This window comes from Acidobacteriota bacterium (assembly GCA_034211275.1).
Classification (GTDB): Bacteria; Acidobacteriota; Thermoanaerobaculia; order Multivoradales; family JAHZIX01; genus JAGQSE01.
In genome coordinates this window covers 1-4,084 of the sequence record JAXHTF010000316.1, presented here as the reverse complement: position 1 = coordinate 4,084, position 4,084 = coordinate 1, and the positions used below count along the sequence as shown (strand labels likewise).

4 protein-coding genes are annotated in these 4,084 nt (G+C 68.3%); all 4 read right to left on the bottom strand.

The window, feature by feature from the left end; all coding sequences use genetic code 11:
• Positions 1–122 precede the first annotated feature (122 nt).
• Complete coding sequence (locus SX243_25425; protein MDY7096330.1) at positions 123–374, bottom strand: CDGSH iron-sulfur domain-containing protein; 252 nt, start codon at positions 372–374, stop codon at positions 123–125.
• 54 nt (positions 375–428) lie between these two features.
• Entirely contained in the window at positions 429–920 is a 492-nt protein-coding gene (gene coaD / locus SX243_25420; protein ID MDY7096329.1) for a pantetheine-phosphate adenylyltransferase, read from the bottom strand.
• Positions 917–3,187: a hypothetical protein gene (locus SX243_25415; protein ID MDY7096328.1), complete on the bottom strand. Its 2,271-nt coding sequence runs from the start codon at positions 3,185–3,187 to the stop codon at positions 917–919. The genes coaD and SX243_25415 overlap by 4 nt, the downstream gene beginning before the upstream one ends.
• Positions 3,188–3,297: 110 nt before the next feature.
• The coding region (locus SX243_25410) for a hypothetical protein (protein ID MDY7096327.1) at positions 3,298–4,084 on the bottom strand (787 nt) is incomplete at its 5' end.

The following is a 4,084-nucleotide window of genomic DNA, read 5'->3' as shown; positions in this document are numbered from 1 at the left end:
GCCCCAACCCCCCAGCCGAGCCCGCCACCGGAAGACGATATCGACGCCCAAATCGCCGCCGAACGCGCCACCTCCGGCACCCGGGACCTACTCGACGAGGATGCTCCGAAGGAGTGAGGCTTCTACTCCGCCGGCAGCTGCTTGTGGCGGCCGTCGCAGAAGGGGGAGTCTTCGGTGTATTTGCACCGGCAGAGGGCGTAGCGGCGGGTTTCCGTCACCTCGAAGGGAATGGGCTCGAAGTCGGTGCCGGCGTGGGATCCGTCACAGAAGGGCTGCTCCTTCGAGCGGCCACAGATGCACCACCAATAGGTCTCACCGGCTTCTAGTTCGAGCACCACCGGAGTGCGTTCAGCGATTACGGGTTGGTCGGACATGGCAGCTCCCTTTGAAGAGACCGGCGCGGGGGCGGAGCCCAGCGGCGTGCCGGCTCAAGTCTCGCGGTCTTTGTGCGCTTCAAGGTACTTCAAGATCACCGGCGGCACCAATCCGTCCAGCTTTCCGCCGAGGAAGAAAACCTCCTTGACGGTGCGGCTGGAAACGAAGGTGTAATCCTCCCGGGGCATCATGAAGAGGGTCTCTACCCGCGGATTGAGGCGCTTGTTCATCAGCGCCATCTGGAACTCGTACTCGAAGTCCGAGACCGCCCGCAGGCCGCGCACCACGCAGCTGGCACCGGCGCTCTCGACGAAATCCACCAGCAGGCCGGAAAAACTCTCCACTCGGCAGTTGGGATAGGGCGCCAGCAGCTGCCCGATCATGCGCACCCGCTCCTCGCTGGTGAACAGGGCCTTTTTCTGATCGTTGTGGAGTACCGCCACCACCACCTCGTCGAAGAGGGAGAGGCAGCGTTCGATGAGGTCCAGATGTCCGTTGTGCAGAGGGTCGAAGGACCCGGGATAGACGGCGACGCGCCGGCTCATGGAAGCTCCTCGGTGAGATCGATGGTGACCACATTATGGGCCGCATCCACCAGCCGGAGCAACAGCAGCTGGGTTTCCGCCGGCGGCTCGAGGACCAGCGTCTCGCGCCGGCCGTCGATCAGGCCATCCGCTGCCGGCACCGCCATCCACTCGCCGGCGTCGATGCTCATCACCGCTTCCCGCAGCGGATTCCAGCTATCCCCCACCTCCACTTCCAGGGTCTTGCCCCGGCTCCGGCGGCTGAGCACCTCGGGGGTCCCGTGGTCGACGATCACCGGTCCGCTGAGGGTCTCGGCGGTGAGCGCCTCACCGTCGCCGTTGGCCTTGGCGTCGGTGGCCACCAGCCGGAAGCGGTAGATCCCGTCCGGCAGCACCGTGGCGTCGAAGTTGTAATACTCCTCCTCCAGATCCTCCGTCACCGGCAGCCAGGGACCGGTCTCCTGCCCCGCCGGTCCCGCCGGCCGGAACTCCAGGCGATAGGTGAGGTCGTCACCGTTGGGGTCCTGAGCCTCCCAGCGCAGGGCCCGATAGCCCAGCTTCCACAGCGACTTGAGGCGTCCGTTGGAGCGCTCTCCCCGCGGATCGATGGTGGTGAAGATGCCGTCCCGATTGGGATGGGCGGGCTCGAAGACCTGCTGCGCCGGGTTGAAATTGGCGGGCATCAGGATCTGCCCCGGGTCGAGCACCGTCAGCTTCTGGATCCGCGGGCTCAGGTTCTGCTGGCGGTAGGAGAGCTCGGCGGAATCGATGCGCGGGGTCACGCCGTTGCCGGAGGTGAGCTCGGCGCGCCATTGCACATAGCGGCCGGAGGGCACCGACTCCAGCGACAGCTCGCGCCCCGCCCCGGCCTCGGACCATTCAGACCAGGTGGCGTCGGGGACGGCGCTGACGCCGCTGCGGAAGGAGAATTGCGCCGCCGTCCCCTTGGGCAGGTTGCCCCACCAGTGGAAGGTGCCGAAGCGCGCCAGCTGCTCGGCATCCAGGACCTTGCTGATGAAGGTGCCCTGCTGCTCCGTGCCGCGGCGGGAGCGGTAGACGGCGGCGGCGTTGGTGGTGGCCAGGGACGGCCCCTCGGCCCCCGGCAGCACCGCCACGATCTGCCGGTCTTCGGTTTCTTTCTCCAGCACCAGCACCCGATCCCGCTCTCGCCAGCTGTAGAGCTTGCCTTCCTGACCGGTCCCCACCCACAGGCGGTCGTCGTGCCAGAGCAGGCTGTAAACGGTCTCGTCCTGGAAGCTGCCGAGGGTCTGCACCAGCCCGTCGGCGGAGATGGAGAGCAGCTCGCTACGCCCGCCGCCGAAGCCACTGGGCCGGCTGCCGATGCCCTCGAAGCCGCCGTCGTCTACCACCGCCGAGACTCCTTCCTCCGACTCCTCGTCCCCGTTGCCGGCGCTTTCCTTCTGGGCCTCGGCCTTCTTCTGGGCCAGGTCCACCTGACTGGCCTCGGAGGCCACCGCCACGGCGTAGTTGGTGCCGTCGGCGCCGGCGGTGAGGGCGACGATCTCCGGCTGGGCGGCGTCGAAGAGGGTGTGGGCCTTGCCCTCCGGCGTCACCCGCAGGATCAATCCCTCGCCGGCGGTGCCCACCAACACATCGCCGCCACCGTCGCCACCGGTGAGGGGCTGGAGGGTGCGTAGGTGAGTGTCGTGGCTCTTGTAGAGCACCTTGCCCTGACCGTCAGCACCGACGCTGAACAGTTTGCCCTGGGTGCCCGTGGCCACCAGCAGCCGGCCGTCGGCGGCGCGGGCCAGATCCCAGATGTAGAGCTCCTCGGGATCGAAGAAGACCTCTCCCGAACCATCGGCGATGCGGTAGACCTTGCCCTCCGGCGAGGTGCCGGCGAAGACGGTGCCGTCGGCATCCGCCCACACGGCGAAGACCTCCGGCTCGGGAGCCTGGAAGAGCTCCGTCACGGTGCCGTCGGCGCGCACCTCGAGCACCCGGCCGTCGTTGCCGGTGCCCACCACCCAGCCGTCCCCCAGACGCTCGGCGGAGAGCAGGAAGGGTTCCTCCAAGGAGGTCAGCCGCTCGAGGCGCCCGGCGAGGCGCAGGCGCCCCAGCTGATCAACGCTGACGCCCTCCAGCTCTCCCGCCAGGAAGTCGGAGGCGGTGCCGTGCTGGAAGATCTTGACCTCGGTGGCCGCTGCCGGGGGCGCCAGGGCAGGAATGAGAAGCGCCCAGGCCGCGGCCGCCAAGGCGACGCGCCGACCTAACTGCAGGAACCGCCGGAGGGGGCGAGGAAGGTTGGAGATCGCTCGATGATTCATACCGTATCTTGACTCCTTGACTCCATGGCTTCTTGACTTCCCGGCTGGTCAACGCCCCGATTGGGGGGCGAGCCCGCCGCCGACCGATGGCTAGTTCTCGTTTCTCTGCCTCAACGCTGACCGCTGGGCCGCCGAATCTCCAGATCCACCCGAGCCATGCCGGTCATGGGCAGGTTCATGGGCTCTACCTGCTTCCGGGCGATGGCCAGCTGCAGAGGCTGGGCTCCGCCGGCGGCGGCGCTGCTCCACAGCGACCGCACCGATCCCGGCAGCCGCGGCAGTACCTCGCCGTCCAGGACCAAGCCTGAATCCCGCACCAACCCGAGCACCACCAGCTCGCGGCGGGAGTGCAACGAGCGCAGCATGCGCAGCAGCTGACGGAAATTCACCGGCGCCGCCGGCTCCACCAACATGCGGGCAGCGTCGGCGCTGAGGCCGTCCCCCAGGAGCAGGAAATAGGCTCCCTCGTCGAGATCTTCCGGCAGCTCCACCAGGATCCGCCGGCGCAGTTGCTCGCCACCGTGGGCCACCAGCTCCACCTGCACCGGCACGGTCTCTCCCGGCCGGGCGGAGGTGCGCTCCGCGTAGGCTCCCACCACCTGGGCCAGCCGCACCTGGGCGCTCCGCACCATCTCCACCTCGACGGACTCCAGCTCGACATCCGCCAGCGATGAATTCAGCGCCAGGGAGCTGAAGGCGAGCAGGTGCAGCGCCGCCTGGACGCTGACGCCGGAGCCGTCGAAGCTCTGCTCCACCACCACCTCGCCGTGGTCCTTGAGATGCAGGGTCGCCCGCAGATCCAGGCCCTGATCACCCTCCCGATGACCGGCGCTCTCCAGCCCCCCGAGGGCCGCCACCGCCAGCAGGGTGGGGGTGATCTGGGGCAGGCGGGCGACC

What these genes read in the sequence shown, in the direction of transcription:
- SX243_25425 (MDY7096330.1), bottom strand. Translation starts at nt 374, where the DNA reads ATGTCCGACCAACCCGTAATCGCTGAACGCACTCCGGTGGTGCTCGAA.
- coaD (MDY7096329.1), bottom strand. Translation starts at nt 920, where the DNA reads ATGAGCCGGCGCGTCGCCGTCTATCCCGGGTCCTTCGACCCTCTGCAC.
- SX243_25415 (MDY7096328.1), bottom strand. Translation starts at nt 3,187, where the DNA reads ATGAATCATCGAGCGATCTCCAACCTTCCTCGCCCCCTCCGGCGGTTC.